At 66.3% G+C, this 15075-nt stretch carries 11 protein-coding genes; 7 read left to right on the forward strand and 4 right to left on the reverse strand.

Features of this window, described 5'->3' with window-relative positions:
- Positions 1-4 precede the first annotated feature (4 nt).
- Positions 5-448: an acetolactate decarboxylase gene (locus AKJ09_RS53175; protein WP_169927726.1), complete on the forward strand. Its 444-nt coding sequence runs from the start codon at positions 5-7 to the stop codon at positions 446-448.
- Positions 449-514: 66 nt separating this feature from the next.
- Here AKJ09_RS53175 and AKJ09_RS21525 read toward each other — a convergent pair whose 3' ends face one another.
- On the reverse strand, positions 515-1225 hold the full coding sequence (locus AKJ09_RS21525) for a TetR/AcrR family transcriptional regulator (protein WP_169927727.1): 711 nt from the start codon (positions 1223-1225) through the stop codon (positions 515-517).
- A 196-nt stretch (positions 1226-1421) separates the two neighbouring features.
- Between AKJ09_RS21525 and AKJ09_RS21530 the strand changes: the two genes are divergently transcribed.
- The 3 genes from AKJ09_RS21530 to AKJ09_RS21540 are packed head-to-tail and all read left to right on the forward strand — an operon-like array spanning position 1422 to position 6778.
- Entirely contained in the window at positions 1422-2495 is a 1074-nt protein-coding gene (locus AKJ09_RS21530) for an efflux RND transporter periplasmic adaptor subunit (protein ID WP_146649087.1), read from the forward strand.
- A 24-nt stretch (positions 2496-2519) separates the two neighbouring features.
- Positions 2520-5684: an efflux RND transporter permease subunit gene (locus AKJ09_RS21535; protein ID WP_146649088.1), complete on the forward strand. Its 3165-nt coding sequence runs from the start codon at positions 2520-2522 to the stop codon at positions 5682-5684.
- Positions 5685-5722: 38 nt separating this feature from the next.
- Entirely contained in the window at positions 5723-6778 is a 1056-nt protein-coding gene (locus AKJ09_RS21540) for an AI-2E family transporter (RefSeq protein WP_146649089.1), read from the forward strand.
- Here the strand turns inward: AKJ09_RS21540 and AKJ09_RS21545 are convergent.
- On the reverse strand, positions 6768-7640 hold the full coding sequence (locus AKJ09_RS21545) for a fatty acid desaturase family protein (RefSeq protein WP_146649090.1): 873 nt from the start codon (positions 7638-7640) through the stop codon (positions 6768-6770). The two genes, AKJ09_RS21540 and AKJ09_RS21545, sit on opposite strands and share 11 nt — an antisense overlap.
- Positions 7641-7807: 167 nt before the next feature.
- Here AKJ09_RS21545 and AKJ09_RS21550 point away from each other — a divergent pair, with 167 nt between their 5' ends.
- Positions 7808-8512 (forward strand): TetR/AcrR family transcriptional regulator, encoded by a 705-nt coding sequence (locus tag AKJ09_RS21550; protein ID WP_169927728.1) that lies wholly within the window; start codon positions 7808-7810, stop codon positions 8510-8512.
- 59 nt (positions 8513-8571) lie between these two features.
- Here the strand turns inward: AKJ09_RS21550 and AKJ09_RS21555 are convergent, their stop codons facing one another.
- Positions 8572-9009 carry a fosfomycin resistance glutathione transferase gene (locus tag AKJ09_RS21555; protein WP_146649092.1) on the reverse strand — a complete coding sequence of 146 codons (438 nt, stop codon included), beginning with the start codon at positions 9007-9009 and terminating at the stop codon, positions 8572-8574.
- A 12-nt stretch (positions 9010-9021) separates the two neighbouring features.
- The gene (locus AKJ09_RS21560) at positions 9022-12429 is read right to left on the reverse strand and encodes a serine/threonine-protein kinase (protein ID WP_146649093.1); all 3408 of its coding nucleotides are present in this window, start codon (positions 12427-12429) and stop codon (positions 9022-9024) included.
- Positions 12430-12586: 157 nt separating this feature from the next.
- Here AKJ09_RS21560 and AKJ09_RS21565 point away from each other — a divergent pair, with 157 nt between their 5' ends.
- Together AKJ09_RS21565 and AKJ09_RS21570 are read left to right on the forward strand one after the other, a co-directional pair.
- Positions 12587-14194 carry a benzoate-CoA ligase family protein gene (locus tag AKJ09_RS21565; protein ID WP_205633760.1) on the forward strand — a complete coding sequence of 536 codons (1608 nt, stop codon included), beginning with the start codon at positions 12587-12589 and terminating at the stop codon, positions 14192-14194.
- A 3-nt stretch (positions 14195-14197) separates the two neighbouring features.
- On the forward strand, positions 14198-14974 hold the full coding sequence (locus AKJ09_RS21570) for an alpha/beta fold hydrolase (RefSeq protein WP_146649095.1): 777 nt from the start codon (positions 14198-14200) through the stop codon (positions 14972-14974).
- The last annotated feature ends 101 nt before the right edge of the window (positions 14975-15075 follow it).

The following is a 15075-nucleotide window of genomic DNA, read 5'->3' on the forward strand; positions in this document are numbered from 1 at the left end:
CACGATGGCCTCGATTCGCACGCGTGCACCCCAGAAGCAGAACATGCCGTTTCCAACGCTCGAGCGAGCAACCGCGACCCAGATCGAGTTCACGTACACGAACATCACGGGCACGCTCGTCGGCTTCCGTCTGCCTGCCTACTTGGGGACGACCAATCAGACGGGGTACCACCTGCACTTCGTCTCCGACGATCACACGGCAGGTGGCCACGTGCTCGACGTGGCGCCGGCGGCGGGGCTGCAGATCGAATCCGACCTGCTCGGCGAGTTGTTCCTCGAAGTCGCCGCTCCTGACGCTGGCGCGGACGGTGGCGGCGAGACCGATTCCGGCACCGACGGCGGTGGGGATGCAGGGGCCGACGGCGCGAGCGATGCCGGCGCCGACGCGACGACCGACGGTGGTGGAGGCGACGCGACGACCGACGCCGAATCGACCGACGGATCGTGAACGGACGACGCTCGGCTTCAGCGGGGAATTCTCGCCGGAGCCGAGCTCGTATGCGTGGTTCGAATCTTACTTGGCCGCGCGGACGCGGCAGCCGCCGCCGCTGCAGGCGCCGTCGAAGACCAGATTGACCATCTGCTCGATGCGTCGGTCGGTCGGGAGCTCGTGATGGACGAAGTACAGGTTCTGCAGCGCACCGATGAGCGTGCAGAGGACGAGCTCGATGTCCGTGCCCGCGGGAAGCTCGCCTTGGGCGACCGCGCGGGCGAGCGCCTGCTTTGGCTCCTTCTCCTTCTTCTTGCGGAGCGAGTCGACGAGCGCCGCGAGCTCCGGGCTCGGTCCTTCGGCGAGCATCATCCGCACGAGGCTCTGACCTCGATGCGTTGCAAGGATGTTTCGGAACTCCCGCATCATCGATACGACGTCCGAACGGATCGAGCCAGTATCGGGGAAACAGAGCGTGCTGTCCGCCTCGCGCTGGAGCGCCGCGCCGGTCAGGTCGGCTTTTGTAGGCCACCGCCGATACACCGACGTCTTGTGGACTCCGGCGCGTTCCGCGACGGTTTCCATCGAGAACGCGCCGTACCCGACGCGCGCGAGCTCCTCGAGTGTGGCTTCGAGCACGTTGTCGACCAGGCGCTCGCCACGGATCTGCTTACCGAGCCCGCGCTCGGCGCTGGGCGAGGTTCCGGACGGAGCAGACGGAGCAGAGGGAGGTGATGACGTCGCCGCCCCTGTCGTCTTCCGAGCCGTCTTTCGTGGCGTAGCCAGCCTTTGCATCGACGGCAGCAGCATAGCGTGCGCCGGGCAAATTGACACGGAGTGCACGGAGTCCAGCTTGCTGGACGGAGTCCACGTCGGCCGAGCCGTATTGCAACATTGCAACGACTCGTTGCTTTTTCTCGAAACCTCCGGCACAGAGCAGGCATCGCAACGTCGTGTTGCAATGTCCGTCGACGGAACCGAGAGATTTTCGATGAAAACTGCGTTCGCGCTTGCCTCAATCGTCGTGTTGGGAGGGTCGATCTCGGCGTGCAAGACGGCTCGTTCGGCCGAACCCGCGCCCGATTCCGCGGCCGCTCCGGCGGTCCACGTCGATACGCAGAACGTCACGGCGCGCATGGTGCCGAAGTACCTGCTCGTGACCGGTCAGCTGAAGAGTGCGCGCGAGACGGATCTCGCAGCGAACGCGAGCGGAAAGGTGCTTGCGACCAAGGTTGAACGCGGCGCCAAGGTGAAGGCGGGCGATGTCCTCGCCACGCTCGACGTCCGCGCAGCGGCGCTCTCGGCGGCGGAAGCGCGTGCGAACGCCGACACGGCCGCACAGCAGGCGAAGTCGGCGAAGACGGATTGCGAGCGCGCGAAGGCGCTCGTGCAGTCGGGATCGATCTCGCAGGCGGAGTTCGACCGCATGGACGCGCAGTGCCGTACGACGGACTACCAGGTCTCGGCGGCCATCGCTCGCTCGAACCTGGCCGCGCAGAATGTCGGCGACGGCGTGATCCGCGCACCGTTCGCGGGCTTCGTGGCCGAGCGTTACGTCGACGTGGGCGAATTCGTGATGCCGAACTCGAAGGTCGTCACGCTCGTCGACCTCGACTCGCTCAGGCTCGAGCTCACGGTTCCGGAGACGCACATCGGAAGCGCGCGCAAAGACGCGCCCGTCTCGTTCACGGTTGGTGGCTACCCCGACAAGGTCTTCACCGGCTCGGTGAAGTACGTCGGCGCGGCGGTTCGTGCGAGCACGCGCGACGTGGTTGCCGAAGCTACGGTGGACAATGCCGAGAGCCTTCTCCGGCCGGGCATGTTCGCCTCCGTGCGCCTCCAGCAGGGCGAAGAGAAGGCCGCGATCGTGCCGAAGAAGTCGCTCGTCACGCGTGACGGCAAGGCCACGGCGTTCGTCGTCGTCGACGGCAAGATCGAGCAGCGCATCGTGCAGACGGGCGAGAGCTTTGGCGAAGAGGTCGTCGCGCTCCGTGGCGTTTCGGAGGGTGAAGCCATCGTGCTCGCCCCGGGCGACGGCCTGAAGAACGGCCAGCGCACCAAGTAGTCCGGTTTCCGAAAGGTTCCTTCCATGCAGTGGCTTGCGCGCGTCTGTATCCAGCGCCCGGTCTTCGCGACCGTGCTCATGCTCTTGCTCGTCGTCCTTGGCGGCGTCGCATACGGCAAGCTCGGTCTCGATCAGTTCCCGAACGTCGACCTCCCGATCGTCGTCGTCACGACCACGCTTCCCGGCTCGAGCGCCCAGGAAATCGAGAGCGACGTCACCGACAAGATCGAGGGCGCGGTCAACACGATCAGCGGCATCGACGAGCTCCGCTCGACCTCCAGCGAAGGCGTCTCGATCGTCGTCATCACCTTCGCCATCGAGAAGCCGGTCGACGTGGCGGCGCAGGACGTGCGCGACAAGGTCAACCAGGTCATGCCCGACCTTCCGAAGGGCATCGATCAGCCGGTCATCAGCAAAGTCGACCCCGGTGCCTCGCCAATTCTCTTCGCGGCGCTTCGCAGCAAGCAGCCCATTCGCGAGACCACCGAGCTCGCCGACAAGGTCGTACGACGCCAGATCGAGAGCATCGACGGCGTTGGCGAAGTGAAGATCGTCGGCGGTCGCAAGCGCCAGATCAACGTTCTGCTCGACCCCATCGCGCTACGCTCACAGGACATCACCGCGCTCGACGTGCAGCGCGCGCTCGCCACGCAGAACCTCAACGTTCCCGGCGGCAGCGTCGAAACCGGCCCCAAGGACATCACGCTCCGCGTCGCCGGGCGCGTCGGTTCGGTCGACGAGGTCGGCCGCATCGTCGTCAAGCAGAAAGATGGTCGCCCCGTTCGCGTCGCCGACCTCGGTCGCGTCGAGGACGGTTCCGAGAAGCAGGAGAGCGCCGCTCAGTACGACGACGAGCCCACCGTCGTTCTCCAGATCAAGAAGCAGTCGGGCAAGAACACCGTCGAGGTGGTCGACACCGTCCTGGCGCGCCTCGACGAGGTCCGAAAGACGCTTCCGCCGGGCGTGTCGCTCGACATCGTCTACGACAACTCGGGCGTCATCCGAACGTCGACGCACGCCGTTCTCGAGCACCTCGTGCTCGGCGCCGCGCTCGCCGCCGTCATCGTTCTCGTGTTCCTCGGCAGCGGTCGAAGCACGCTCATCGCGGCGATGGCGATTCCGATCTCGATCATCGGCACGTTCGCCGTCATGTACGCGTTCGGCTTCACGCTGAACTTCCTCACACTGCTCGCGCTGGCGCTCGCCGTCGGTCTCGTCATCGACGACGCCATCGTCGTCATCGAGAACATCATGAGCTTCATCGAGCGCCGCGGGTACAAGCCGTTCCCCGCCGCGGTGCTCGCCACCAAGGAGATCGGCCTCGCCGTTCTCTCCACCACGCTCGCCCTCATCGCGGTCTTCGTGCCGATCGCGTTCATGGGCGGCATCATCGGCAAGTTCCTCAAGAGCTTCGGTCTCACGATGGCGAGCGCCATCGGCGTGTCACTCCTCGTCTCCTTCTCGATCACCCCGATGCTCGGCGCGCGCTGGCTGAAGGGCCACGAGCACGGCGCGAAGCCGAACATCATCCAGCGCCTCGGCGACGGCCTCTACGGTCCGATCGAACGCGTGTACATGACGGCGCTCCGCTTCTCGATGAAGCATCGCTGGGTCGTCGTGATCGCTTGCTTCGCCGCGCTCTTCTCGATGGGCCCGGTGGCCAAGCGTCTCGGCGGCGGGTTCCTCCCTGCCAACGACAAGGCGCAATACCAGATGAGCCTCCGCGCGCCGGAGGGCACGAGCGTTGCCGAGACGCAGCTCATCGCCGAGCGCGTGGCGCAGGACATCAAGCGCTATCCCGGCGTCACGCACACGCTCATCACCATCGGCGACGACGAGCAGAAGACGCAGAACCTCGCGACGATTCGCGTGCTCCTCACCGACCCGCACGAGCGCGAGGTCACGCAGGAGCAGCTGATGAACCGCACGCGCACCGAGATCGTCGGCAAGCTGCCGAAGGAGCTCCGTGTGACGGTCGCCGAGGTCCCCGACTTCAGCGCGGGCGGCGGCGTTCAGGCCAACGTCATGTACGCCGTGACGGGGCCGAACCTCGACGAGCTCTCGCGCATCGCCACCACGATCACCGACGAGCTGCGCAACACGAAGGGCGCCGTCGACGTCGACAACACGCTCATCGTCGGCAAGCCCGAGATCCGCGTGAGCATCGATCGCGATCGGGCCTCCGACCTCGGTGTCGAGGTCGCCGACGTGGCCTCGGCCTTGCAGCTCTTCGTCGGCGGCCTCAAGGTCTCGACGTATTCCGAAGACGGCCAGCAGTACGACATTCGCGCTCGCGCCGACGAGAACTTCCGCACCGATCCGGACACGTTGCAGCTCCTCTCGGTGCCGTCGTCGAAGGTAGGAAGCGTGCCGCTCTCGGCCGTCGTGAAGCTGAGCAACGCCACCGGTCCGTCGAAGATCGAACGTCTCGCACGTGGTCGCCAGATCACCATCTCGGCAAACTCGACGCCCGACGTCGGTGACAACGCCGTCGGCCAGTCGCTCGTCGCGATTGCCGACAAGACGAACATGCCGGCGGGCTATCGCCTCTTGCCGCTCGGCATCTCGAAGGAGTCCGGAAAGATGGCTGCCGCCTTCGGCCTCGCCTTCGGCATGTCCTTCGTCTTCATGTACCTGATTCTCGCCGCGCAGTTCGAGTCGTGGCTGAACCCGTTCATCATCTTGCTCGCCCTGCCGCTCACGGTGCCGTTCGGGTTCATCTCGCTGCTCATCTTCGGGCAGTCGATCAACATGTTCTCGATGCTCGGCCTCCTCGTTCTCTTCGGCGTCGTCCAGAAGAACGCGGTTCTCCAGATCGACCACACCATGCAGCTGCTTCGCGAAGGCAAGCCGCGGCTCGAGGCGATTCTCGAGGCGAACAAGGACCGCCTCCGCCCCATCCTCATGACCTCGCTCGCGTTCGTCGCCGGCATGGTTCCCCTCGTCGTCTCGAAGGGCATCGGCGCAGGCTTCAACCAGGCGATGAGCGGTATCGTCGTCGGTGGTCAGGCGCTCTCGCTCGTACTCACGCTCCTCGCCACGCCGGTCATGTTCTCGCTCTTCACCGACGCGGCGATGTGGGTCCAGAGCAAGATGCCGAAGGGCCGCTCGCGGGAGGAGACTGGCGAGGCCGAGCTCTCGAACCTCGACAACCTCGAGGAACGAGGACACGCCGCCGCGGCGGAGTGAACGGCGCGAACCGTGCAGGAAATGCGCAGGAGCCACTCATGGCGATCCTGCCCGCGAATCGGGAAATCACCGCGCTACGTGCGATCGTCTTCGCGCTCGTCGCTGCAGCCGCTCTGACGTTCGTGCCACTCTGGACGCCGCTCGTGCTTGGCGCTTGGGTGGCCGAGCTCGTGCGTCCTCTTCACACGAAGATTGCGCACAAGATCAAGGGGAGCGCGGCGGCGAGCGGGCTCTTGGTCGCCATGGTCCTTCTGATCTTGGCGCCGATGGCGAGCGTCATCGTGATGCTGTCGAAGAGCGCGATCGGGCTCGTCCGCTCCGTGATGCAGTCGGACGACGCCAAGAAGGCTCTCGTCGCCATTGCTGCCGGTGGCAAATCCGAAGAAGAAGGACAGGTCTTCGACGTCTTTCGCTCGCCGCAAAAGATCGTCGCGCTCGTGCAACAGCACGGGATGCAAGCTGCGCACGTGGCTTCGGGCGTAGCGAGCGCAGCGGCGGCCGGCGTCGTCTGGGTCTTCGTCTTTCTCTATGCGGTCTACGTCTTCCTCGTCGACGGACCGACGCGACGAGCGTGGTTCGTCGACCATTCGCCGCTCGACGCCAGTCACACGCGTCGTCTCGCCTCTGCCTTCGACGAGACGGGGCGAGGGCTCTTCGTGGGCATCGGCCTCACGGGGCTCTCACAAGGCATCGTGGCCACGCTCGCCTACGTCGTGCTCGGCGTTCCGCGCGCTCTCGTGCTCGGCCTGCTCACGTGTGTGGCGTCGATTCTACCGTCGATCGGCACGGCGCTCGTCTGGGTGCCCGTCGCCGCGGGTCTGGCTCTGGCAGGACAAATGACGAAGGCGGCCATCATGGCCGCCATCGGAGTCTTCGCGATCGGCACCATCGACAACGTGCTGCGCCCCGTCTTCGCGCGGTTCGGCAAGCTGGAGTTGTCGACGTTCACCCTTCTCTTGTCGATGTTCGGAGGCCTCGCCGCGTTCGGCGGTTGGGGCATCTTCCTCGGCCCACTGCTCGTGAGGCTCGCGAAGGAAGGCCTGGTCCTCGCGCGTGAAGATCGCGACGTCGTCGCCGCGCGTCCTACGACCTGAGCTCGCGCAGCAGATCCGTCTGCTCGCCGAGGAGATAGACCTTCGCGCAGTAGCCGAAGATCGACTGCTCGTTCAGACGCGGATCGATGTTCGCCTCGATGGCGCGGTGCGCTTCACGCGCGCGGCTCCAGTGAAGGCCTGCCTTCATGTGATGGATCGTGTGGAACCCGTTGTCGAAGACGAAGAAGTTCATCCACGGCGAGACGAAGTTGCGCGAGTGATTCCACTCCGAGCCGGTGTCGCAGTCGATGTGCTGCACGTAGTTCGTGAACATCAGCCCCCAGAGCGCACCAGCCGCGGGGATGCCCAGCGCCGAGAGGTAGACGAACGTTCCGAGCTTCACGCCGTGCATGTGAATCGCGAGCGCGAAGGCTGCGAGATGGCCGCCGAACACGACGACGTATTGCGCGAGCAGCCAGGCATAGGCCTTCTTGCTGCGAGCCTTCGCGCGGCGGAGGAAGCGCTTGATGAGCGGCGCTTGCCAGCGCGACGAGGCGAAGAAGAACGAGAAGGCGGCCCACGCGGTGTTGCGCGACGTATGACGCTCGGTGCTGGTGGCGTCTTCCGGCCCGTTCAAGAACCGATGATGGTTCTCGTTGTGCGTCGGGATCCACGCGAACGTCGGGTATCCGTAGAAGAACGAGAGCGCCGACGAATAGACTGCGTTGGCGCGCTTGTTCCAGAACACCGGGGCGTGGTTGTGGTTGTGCGCGAGCACGCCCGCCGAATAAGCGAGATACATCGAGAACGGCAGTAGCCACCCCGCGAGCCCCGGGCGCACGTATTGCGCGACCGCGAAAAGGGGCATGAGGACGAATACCCAGAGCAGCGCGCGGTAGTCCGCACGGACGCGGGGAAGCATCGATTTCTCCTTGCCGGGGTCGGACGGTGATGTACTTCTCACCCGTTCGCGTCGTTCCAGCGAGCGAGAGTATCGGCTGCGGCGACCGGTCCGTCCATTCGCATTGGTTTCATGAATCGCTCGCGATTCGTTCGAGAATTTCTCAGGAAACTTTCGGAAAAATCGACATGGCCCGCCCCAGCACGATTCCCTCGAGAAAACCGCCTCGCCAAGCGCGTGCGCAGGTCACCGTGAACGCGATCTTGGAGTCCACTGTTCGGATTTTGGAACAGGATGGTTTGGAGGCGGCAACGACCACGCGGATCGCCACGGTGGCCGGTGTGAGCGTCGGCACGCTCTACCAGTACTTCTCGCACCGCGATGCGATCCTCGACGCTTTGCAGGAGCGCGAGTTCTCCCGCGCGCTCGAGATGATGGGCGGCGTCCTCTCCCACGACAATCTCACGCTCGCTCCGCGCGAGACGGTCACGGCGGTCGTGCGTGGGCTCGCGAAGTTGTATTCCGAAAGCCCAGCGCTGCACCGCGTTCTGACCGTCGAAGGACTTCGCGTGATGAAGTCCGATCAGGTCGAAGCGTTCGACATTCGTGTCATCGCCATCATTCGGCACTTCCTGAACGCGTCGCGCACGGCGATTCGCCGGCCGAACGTCGAGGCCGCGGCCTTCGTCATCTTCCAGGCCGTGCGTGCCGTGATGCTCGGTCAGCTTCTCGAGCGCCCCGTGGGCCTCGACGCAGAGACGCTGACGAACGAGGTCGTCGACCTCATCATGCGCTACCTCGTGGAAGATGCCGTCATCGAACCCGCGCCCGTCGCGGCTGCAAAGGTCACGAGGAAGGCTGCGAAGAAGACCGCGAAGAAGAAGCCGTCCTAGCGCGTCGGTTCGACGCCGGCGCCGACGAACGCGCCGTAGATCTCGATGAGTTCCGTAGCTCAGTCGCGATCGTCGATGAGCACCCGATCGGCCTTTGGATTGGCGCGATAGTGCGCGAGGCGAGACTCGAGACTGCCCACGTGGAGTTCGAGCTTGTGGCCGTCGGGGTCGAGGAAATAGAGCGAGAGACCTTCGCTGCGATTCTCTTTCCAGCTGCGCGAAGAGGCGCTGATGGTGCCGGCGAGGCTATCGAAGTCCTCGGCCGCGACGTCGAACGCGACGTGGGTGTAGTCCGGATGTGGCTCTGTTCGGGCGGCGTCGTCGACGGAGAGGCAAAGCCATAGTCCGCCCGCATCGAGGTACGCCCCCTCGGGCCAATGCGCGCGCACGCGGAGACCGAGAACGTCGCGATAGAAGGCCAGCGAGCGCTCGAGATCGGCCACCGCGAGGGTGACGTGATTGAGTCCGCGCACGACGGGCCGCTGCAACGAGGTCATGCGTGGTGCGTATCAGATCGAGTTCGCGAATTCGCGCCCGAACTCGAGCGGGGAGGGGCGATCACTCGGCTCGCGGGCCGTCGCTGCACGGAGCAACTTGGCGATCGACGCGGGATAGGTACGAAGGCGCTCGGTGTCTTCGAACGGATCACGCTTCATGTGCGCGATGATGCGGTCGCGCGCGCTGTCGATGTCGTCGAAGAACGAGCGGCCCGTCGTGACGTTGTAGATCGTGCCGGCGAGCGCATAGACGTCCGAGCGGGGATCGAGCTCCACCGGGTCGAGGACCTGCTCGGGAGCGATGTAGCCCGCCGTGCCGGCGACGAACCGCCCGCCGACTTCGGCCGGGACACGAACGGCGCGCACCATGCCGAAGTCGATGACGACGGTCGCGAGAGGCTGCGCACGTGCCGGATCGCGGTGACGATCGGGATCGAAGCGCTCGCCGCCGGGCAGCGGAAGGCGCAGCCAGATGTTCGCGGGCTTGATGTCTCGGTGCACGAGGCCTGCGCCGTGGAGTGCGGCGAGGCCTGCGCACGATTCGAGGACGACCTGCCGGAGCTCGAAGAGCGTCATCGGTCGTGCCGATGCGTACTGCTTCAAGTCGGCGCCGATCAGGTACTCGAGGACGAGAAAGGGCACACCGCTCGACACGCCGCGGTCGATGATGTTCGCGACGTTCGGGTGATAGAGACCTGCGAGCGCCCGCGCTTCCTCGACGAACGACGCGAGAATGCCGGCGCGCTCGGTGTCGCTGGCATTCTGCAGCGCATCGGCCTTCGGGATCTTGAGGACGAAGTAGCGATCGGCCCCGGGCTTGCGCACCAGCCACACGCTGCCGATGCCGCCTTCACCGAGCGGTTTGACGAGCTCGTAGCCCTCGACGAGCTTCGGCTCCTTCTTCGGCGCCGGCGGGGGAGGAGGCGTGCGCTTGATGGCCGAACGAATGGCCGACTCGAGCAAGGCCGACGTCACCGGACCGAGCGAAGCGAACCACACGTCGAGCGTCGAGGGATCACGTGAACGAACCGCTCGTGCGACGAGGCCTGCGACGCGCGGCGCGTTCTCGGTGGCGCTGCGTGCGAGTGAATCGGCAGCGAGCGTCTCGGCCGAAGCCGCGTGGAGCGCCTTGACCGGGTTTGCGAGCGCGGCGTGGAGACGATCGCCGGCGAGCACGAGCTCGAGACACATGGCCTCGAGATCGGTCTTGTTGCCTGCGGCGCTCCCGAACGTCTCGAGCGCATGCGCGAAGTCGGAGAGGGCGTGGGCGAGCTCGGTGTCGTCCGCGTGCAGCGACGCGAGCGCCTCGGCTGCCGAAGGACCCCATTCGCCGTCGGCAAGGCCGAGCGAAACCGCGGTGCGAAGGGCTTCCGCTCGCTCGCAGCACTGCTGCAGTGCGCCCTCCGCCATCATCGGAAGGGCCGTTGCGAGCTGCTGGAGCATCGCCGGGCGATCGATGACGAGCGCCCACCATGCGGCGAACGGCCCGAGCCAGCGCACGTCGTCGACCTCGCCGAGCGCTGTGCCGCGCGTGGTGTCGACGAGACGCCAGAAGAGCGCGCTCAGTGCATTCTTGAGCGGCGCCGGAAGATCGCGCGAGCCATCGGCCAGGCCTTCGAGCTTCCGCAGCCAGAGGCACGTATCGTGGGCCGTGGGGCCGCGACCCGGGCCGAGCGTTCCGTCTTCGCCGCATGCATCGAGGGCGTAGCCGCCGAGTCGAAGCGCGAGCACTTCGAGAGGGAGATCGGCGTCGTGCTCGGTGCCCTGGCTGCGTCGCTCTTTGACGAGGTCGAGGATCTCCGCCGGCGCGCTCGCGATCGTCTTCCAGGTCTCTTCGAGATTGGGTTCCTCGACCGGTTCACCGGCCGGTCGCGTGGCGAGGAGCGGACCCCACAGCCGCAAGGCAACGGCGCGCGCACAGCCTTCGAGCGCATTGATGGCCGCCGCACGCGGGCGCATTCTTCCCGCGCCGAGCGCGATGCGCCTTGCTTCGTGGAACGTGGGCGCGACCGAGATCGCGAAGCGCGCCGCACGAGCATCCGCCTCTTCGTCGTCGTACTGCGCGGCGATGCGCATGAGGTTTTCGATGCCCGCCTCCAGGTCGAGCGGATCACGCTCGGCGCCCTCGAGCGCGTCGGTGGCGGCGATGACTTCGATCCATCGGCGCGCTTCGTCGAGTGTTCCCGCACGGCCCGATCGGCCCATCTCGCGCAGCGCTCGAAGCGTGTGCTCGATGTCGGCGCTCTGCTCGCCCCGCCGCCACAGGCTCGCGAGACCGCGTGCCAGCGCACGCGCCGCGATCTCCTTGCCGTCACCCCGCAGGATGCGCGCCGTGAGGCGATCCCAGAACGCGCGACGCTCGAAGAAGAGATAAGGCGTTGCCGCCGCGACCGCCGCGAGCTCCCAGCCCTGCTCGTACGGCGCGTCGATGATGCTCGAGAGCTGGCTTGCCAGGAGGAAGTTCAGGCGTTCGGCGGGCAGCGAGGCGAACGCCGTGAGGGCGCGCTGGCGAAGCGTGATCGACTCGCCCTGCACCCAGTCGAGCAGCGTGCCTTCGAGTTGCTCGACCGGCCCGGTGAGCCTTCCGAGGGCACGAGCCGCGTGCACCCAGACCAGAGGCTCCGGATGGAGAAGAAGCGGCTGGAGCACCTGCAGCGTGCGGCCGACGAGCTCGGGATGCGTCGTCGGCGGCATGCCCGAGGCGCTTACCTCGAGGCATCGTGCCGCGAGCACGCGACCACGCAGCGTTCCGTGCGCCGGCTCGCCGACCATCGCCTCGAACGTGGCGCGCGAGCCCCAAAGCCATTTGCCGAGATGCGGAACCTCGAGCGCGCTCGCGCCGGCTTCCCAGATCAGGATCTCCAGGCGAGCGCGCGTCTCCGCGTTCTCGGGCAAGGAGAGCTGCGTGCCGTCGCCGATGAGCACGGCACATCCGAGAGCATCACGCAGTGGTCCTTCGACGACGCGTTCGTGCGCAATCGACGGAACCCGAGCGCGATAGGCGGGCTGCGCGGCGGCGAACGAGAGCAGCGGCGCCATGCGTACGTCGCGCCGCCACGTGTTGGCGAAGCACCACGAGAGCAGGACTTCGCCGGCCGGTTCGGCAAAGAGCTTACCGAGCTCGCCGATGGCATCGGCCGATTGCGTCAGCTCGATCAACGCCTTGCCGAGCTCGTCCGCATGACCACGCAGTTCGGCGGAGAGCTCGCTCTCGGCGTGATCGGCGCGATTGGCCGCCCGCCATCGCAGGCGCAGCGCCTGCTCGAGCTCGGGGTGACTGGAGATGGCTTTGCTGAGCGCGCTGAGCGCTTCTTGGGCAGGACCGGCGAGCATCACGAATTTCCTCAGCGTAGAGCAAGAGCGGCCGTGCATGTCGAGGCGATGGTCGAAGAAGCTCGCGCCCGGGCCTCTTTGTTTCATCTCGCCGCCGTCTCGCCTTCGTCCCGCGCTTCGTCTCGGGCTTGGCCTCGCGACGCGGCCACATTTGCCGACATGGTCGGCGCGCGTTCGTGTCGTGCGCCCTTCCTTTCGTCGGCGCGGCCCGGGAGGCCTTGTTTCAGGCTGCTATCTTCACTGCGTGGAAGCGTACTCGAAGGTCGATCTCGAGCATTCCCCGCCCAAAGTGAGCCTTCCGCGCCGCTACAACGCGGCGATCGATTTCGTCGATCGGCATCTCGTCGAAGGACGCGCCGATCGCGTCGCCTTCATCGACGATAGCGGCCCGACGACATACCGCGCACTCGCCGACCGTTCTGCCCGATGCGCCGCGCTCGTCCGCTCCTTCGGCATCGAGGCCGAGCAACGGGTGCTGCTCTGCCTCCTCGACACCGCGGATTTCCCGGCGCTCTTCTTCGGCATTCTCCGAACGGGCGCGGTGGCCGTGCCGATCAACACGCTGCTCACGATCGACGACTACGCTTTCATGCTCGAAGACAGCCGCGCGCGTCTCGTCTTCGTCAGCGACGCGCTTCTGCCGAAGATGGAAGCGCCCGTCGCGCGCCTCTCCTCGCCACCGCGTATCGTGGTGGTCCGTTCGCCGCTCGGCGGCCCGGCGGGGGAGCATCCGCCTCTCGACGCCCTGCTCGAGACGAGCGCTCCGATGCAGGAAGTCGCGCCGACCACGTCCGACGACGTGGCGTTCTGGCTCTACTCGTCCGGTTCGACCGGGCGCCCCAAAGGCGCGGTGCACCTCCACGCCCATCTCGTGCACACCGCCGCGCTCTATGGCACCGCCGTTCTCGGCGTGAGGCCGGGCGACGTGGTGTTCTCGGCGGCAAAGCTGTTCTTCGCCTACGGCCTCGGTAACGCCATGACGTTCCCGCTGCACGTGGGAGCCACGGCGATCTTGCTCGCCGAACGGCCCACGCCCGCCGTGGTCATGCGTGTTCTGAGGGCTCACTGCCCGACCATCTTTTGCGGCGTGCCCACGCTCTTCGCCGCGATTCTCGCCGACGCGTCGCTCGCGGAGGAAGGCGGCTCTCCGCGCCTCCGCGCGAGCATTTCGGCGGGCGAAGCGCTGCCCAAACACGTGGGCGAGAAGTGGCGCGCTCGGTTCGGCAGCGACATCCTCGACGGCATCGGTTCGACCGAGATGCTCCACATCTTCTTGTCGAATCGGCACGGCGATGTTCGCTATGGCACGTCCGGCAAGCCGGTCCCTGGCTACGACGTCAAGCTCGTGGACGACGCCGATCAGCCGGTGGCGACGGGCGAAGAGGGCTCGCTTTGGGTTCGAGGGCCGTCGTGCTGCGTAGCCTACTGGAACCAGCGCGAGCGAAGCCTCTCCACCTTCCACGGCCCGTGGACGCGCACCGGCGATCGCTACGTTCGCGACGCCGACGGCTACTACACCTATGCCGGCCGCGCGGACGACATGCTCAAGGTCGGCGGCATCTGGGTCTCTCCTTTCGAGGTCGAGAGCGCCTTGGCGGCCCACGATGCGGTGCTCGAGGCTGCCGTCGTCGGCGATGCCGATGCCGACGGTCTCGTCAAACCGCGCGCCTTCGTCGTACTGAAGGGCGGTCGCGAAGGCTCGCCGGAGCTCGAAGCCGAGCTCAAGGCGTTCGTCAAAGGAAATCTTGCGCCTTACAAGTATCCACGCTGGGTCGTGTTCCTGTCCGAGCTGCCCAAGACGGCCACCGGCAAGATCCAGCGCTACAAGCTGCGCGTTGCCCGCGAGACGTGATCCGTGATCCCCGACCTTCGCTGTTTCACTCTGCCCTCGGGGCGTATCGAGCACTTCTGGAGCGGGCCTCCGCCCGATCCGACGGGGGAGAACCCCACGCTGGTCTTCTTGCACGTGGGGCTGGGCTGTGCCGTCCAGTGGCGTGACTTCCCTGCGACGATCGCCGAACGAACGGGCCTCGGCGCGCTCGTCTACAGCCGGCTTGGCTACGGCGGTTCGGATCCTGTCTCCCTGCCGAGACCGCTTTCGTACATGCACGACGAGGCGCGTGAAGAGCTCCCACGTTTGCTCGACGTCGCGGGCATTCGTTCCGCCATCCTCGTCGGTCACAGTGATGGCGGTTCGATTGCCTTGATTCATGCCGCGACCTCGAAGGGCCGCGTGAAGAAGGTCGTGACGCTGGCCCCTCACGTGTTCGTCGAAGACGTGTCGGTCACCAGCATCGCCGAGGCGAAGCGAGCCTACGAACAGGGCGATCTCCGCGCTCGGCTCGCGAAATACCACGCGAACGCAGACGTCGCGTTCTGGGGCTGGAATCGCGCGTGGCTCGATCCCGCGTTCCGTTCGTGGAACCTCGAGGGCTTCTTGCCGAGCATCGAGGTGCCGGTGATGGTCCTCCAAGGCGAAGAGGATCCGTACGGCACGCGCGCGCAGGTCGATGCCATCGCCAAGGGCGTTTCGGGGCCCGTCGAGACCATGCTGATTCCGAAGTGTGGGCATTCCCCGCAGCGCGATCAGGCCTCTTTCACGGCCGAGGCCATCGTCCGTTTCGTGCGCTGAAGGACCTGTCGGTTCCCACCCATCGGCTTACGTCGTTCGAAGTCGCCTGCGCACGCGGGGTGCATCGAGAAGGGCGAGGCGCCCGTGACAACGCGAACCGA

It is taken from the genome of Labilithrix luteola (assembly GCF_001263205.1).
Classification (GTDB): Bacteria; Myxococcota_A; Polyangia; order Polyangiales; family Polyangiaceae; genus Labilithrix; species Labilithrix luteola.

Excerpts from the sequence above, each read along its gene's own strand:
- AKJ09_RS21555 (WP_146649092.1), bottom strand. The coding sequence starts at position 9,009 with ATGACCTCGTTGCAGCGGCCCGTCGTGCGCGGACTCAATCACGTCACC.
- AKJ09_RS21530 (WP_146649087.1), top strand. The coding sequence starts at position 1,422 with ATGAAAACTGCGTTCGCGCTTGCCTCAATCGTCGTGTTGGGAGGGTCG.
- AKJ09_RS21535 (WP_146649088.1), top strand. The coding sequence starts at position 2,520 with ATGCAGTGGCTTGCGCGCGTCTGTATCCAGCGCCCGGTCTTCGCGACC.
- AKJ09_RS53175 (WP_169927726.1), top strand. The coding sequence starts at position 5 with ATGGCCTCGATTCGCACGCGTGCACCCCAGAAGCAGAACATGCCGTTT.
- AKJ09_RS21545 (WP_146649090.1), bottom strand. The coding sequence starts at position 7,640 with ATGCTTCCCCGCGTCCGTGCGGACTACCGCGCGCTGCTCTGGGTATTC.
- AKJ09_RS21550 (WP_169927728.1), top strand. The coding sequence starts at position 7,808 with ATGGCCCGCCCCAGCACGATTCCCTCGAGAAAACCGCCTCGCCAAGCG.
- AKJ09_RS21560 (WP_146649093.1), bottom strand. The coding sequence starts at position 12,429 with ATGAAACAAAGAGGCCCGGGCGCGAGCTTCTTCGACCATCGCCTCGAC.
- AKJ09_RS21525 (WP_169927727.1), bottom strand. The coding sequence starts at position 1,225 with ATGCAAAGGCTGGCTACGCCACGAAAGACGGCTCGGAAGACGACAGGG.
- AKJ09_RS21540 (WP_146649089.1), top strand. The coding sequence starts at position 5,723 with ATGGCGATCCTGCCCGCGAATCGGGAAATCACCGCGCTACGTGCGATC.